The organism is Streptomyces niphimycinicus (assembly GCF_018883605.1).
Taxonomy (GTDB): domain Bacteria; phylum Actinomycetota; class Actinomycetes; order Streptomycetales; family Streptomycetaceae; genus Streptomyces; species Streptomyces niphimycinicus.
In genome coordinates this window covers 1-2,102 of the sequence record NZ_JAHLEM010000740.1, presented here as the reverse complement: position 1 = coordinate 2,102, position 2,102 = coordinate 1, and the positions used below count along the sequence as shown (strand labels likewise).

The following is a 2,102-nucleotide window of genomic DNA, read 5'->3' as shown; positions in this document are numbered from 1 at the left end:
ACGTTCGCCCTGACCGTACTGGTGATGCTGGGCCTCGCCTGGCTGCTCTACCGCTTCGTCGAGCAGAAGCTCACCCCGGTGATCAAGCGCTCGCTGACGACGCGGAGCGAATCCAGCCCCTCCGGCGCTTGAGGAGCGGGGTCCGGGGCGGAGCCGCGCCGCGCGGCGGGGCCGCATATCGATGCTTCGGGCAGGGGCGGGGAGGGGAAAATCCGCCCCTGCCCGGGCTCAGAGCCAGCGCGGGGCGTCGGCGCCCAGACGACCGGGCGGGCGGGCCCAGTCCAGTGGTCCGTCCGGGGTAGCGACCGGGGACCGGACGTAGCGCAGAACTCCCTGGTCGGAGGCGGTCTCCGCCAGCCACGGCGCCGGGTCATGGGCGGGGCCGCCATCCCGGGGCACGGAAGCGATCCCATGCAGCAGCCAGGACGCCGTGCCCGCCAGGGACAGCCGCAGATGCCGCCCGCCGCCCAGCTCCTCCCGCTCCGTCAGCGCCCGCAACACCCCCGCCGCCAGCAGATACCCCGTGCCGTGGTCAAGCGCCTGGGCGGGCAGCACACCAGGATGGCCATCCGCATCAGCCTCCTCCACCGCGGCGATCCCAGTCGCCGCCTGCACCAGACTGTCGAAACCGCGCCGCCCGGCCCACGGCCCGGACCAGCCCCATGCGCACAACTGCGCGACGATCAGCCCGGGGTGGCGTTCCAGCAGGGCGTCCGGGTCGAGGCCGAAGCGGTCGAGCGCGCCGGGGCGGTAGCCGGTGACCACCACATCGGCGTCGGCGAGCAGCGCCTCGAAGGTCCGGCGGTCCTCGGACGCGCCGAGGTCGAGTGCGGCGGAGCGCTTGCCGAAGCCGGTGTCGGCGTGTGCGTCCGGGTCCTCGGGCAGTCCCGGGGAGTCGATACGCAGCACATCGGCACCCAGCAGCGCCAGGGTGCGGGTGGCCACCGGCCCGGCGATGACCCGGGTCAGATCGAGCACCCGCACACCACGCGCGGGCAGCGCCGCCTCCGGAAACGAGGCCGGAAGCGAGCGCGGACGCGAAGCGCCCTCCCCCCTCCGCCGGGACTCGACCAACGGCAGCCCGGCAAGCGGAATCTCGCTCTCACCCGGCTCCGCCACAGCCACGGCCAGCCCACCCCCCGCATAGACGGTCTCCTGGATCACCCGGGCGGGCCGCGCCGCCAGCGCCGCCGCGAGTTCGTCCGGCCCGCTGTCGCCGGACAGCCCGAGCCCGGTGAGCAGCCGGGCACGGTGGTGCGGATAGTTGGCGTGCGTACGGACCCAGCCATCGGCCGCACGCCAAAAGCCGGACAGCGGGGCGAAGTTGGTGGGCTTCCGGCCGTCGATACGAAGATGCCGTTCGCTGACGAACGCGGTGGCCACGGCCCCCTCGTCGACCCGTACCGCCAAAACGGCCCCGCCGGAGCGCCGCGCGCCCAGTTCGGCGGCGGCCAGCGAGCACACGCCCACGGTGGCGCGGGCCAGTTCGGCCACGGGCAGCCGGGCGGGCAGCCCCCCGCTCACCGCGCGGTACGCCACCTTCCCCAGCAGCGCCGGGTCGCCGCCGAGGGCGGTCCAGGCGTCGGCGGTGGCGGGGTCCGGAGATGCGTCGCTGCTCGTCATGGGCTCATTGTGCGCCGCGGCCCGGGGGCGCCGTATGGCGAGTGCCCCGCCCCCTCCTCCTGGTCGGGGACGGAGGGGGCGGGCCGTGCGATCGGGGCTGGGCCTACGCCGCGCCCGCCCGCCGGTAGAGGTCAAGGGCCTCATTGCCCAGCGTCGGGTGGTACTCATTCGCACCCGCGCTGACGCTGATGTTGCCGATCAGATAGCCCCCGCCGCCCGAGAAGTCGGCGAGGAAGCCGCCACCGCTCGACCCTCCGGTCTGGACGCAGTCGATGCCCCACATCGTGGAGCCGGGGCGGCCCGCGTCGGGGAACTCATCGCCCTCGCAGTGGTTCAGCCGCTCGCCGTTGCCCTCGGCGGCCGAGCCTCCGTAGCCGAAGGAGTGGACATGGCGGCCGGTCTGCCAGTTGAAGGCGATGCCCTGCGCGCCCACGGTCTCGGCCAGCGTCCGGCCGTTAGTGGAGACGGAGGTTCCGGCG

Annotated in this window: 2 protein-coding genes; both read right to left on the bottom strand. The window is 74.5% G+C overall.

The genetic code is table 11. The features are described 5' to 3' along the window. Positions 1-228: 228 nt before the first annotated feature. Complete coding sequence (locus KN815_RS41515) at positions 229-1,623, bottom strand: CoA transferase (RefSeq protein WP_216346956.1); 1,395 nt, start codon at positions 1,621-1,623, stop codon at positions 229-231. Between the two features lie 103 nt (positions 1,624-1,726). Next, positions 1,727-2,102: trypsin-like serine peptidase (locus KN815_RS41510; protein ID WP_507229926.1), on the bottom strand; the 376-nt coding region annotated here is incomplete at its 5' end.

Bases quoted from the DNA above. Each gene is read 5' to 3' on its own strand.
- KN815_RS41515 (WP_216346956.1), bottom strand. From the start codon at position 1,623: ATGACGAGCAGCGACGCATCTCCGGACCCCGCCACCGCCGACGCCTGG.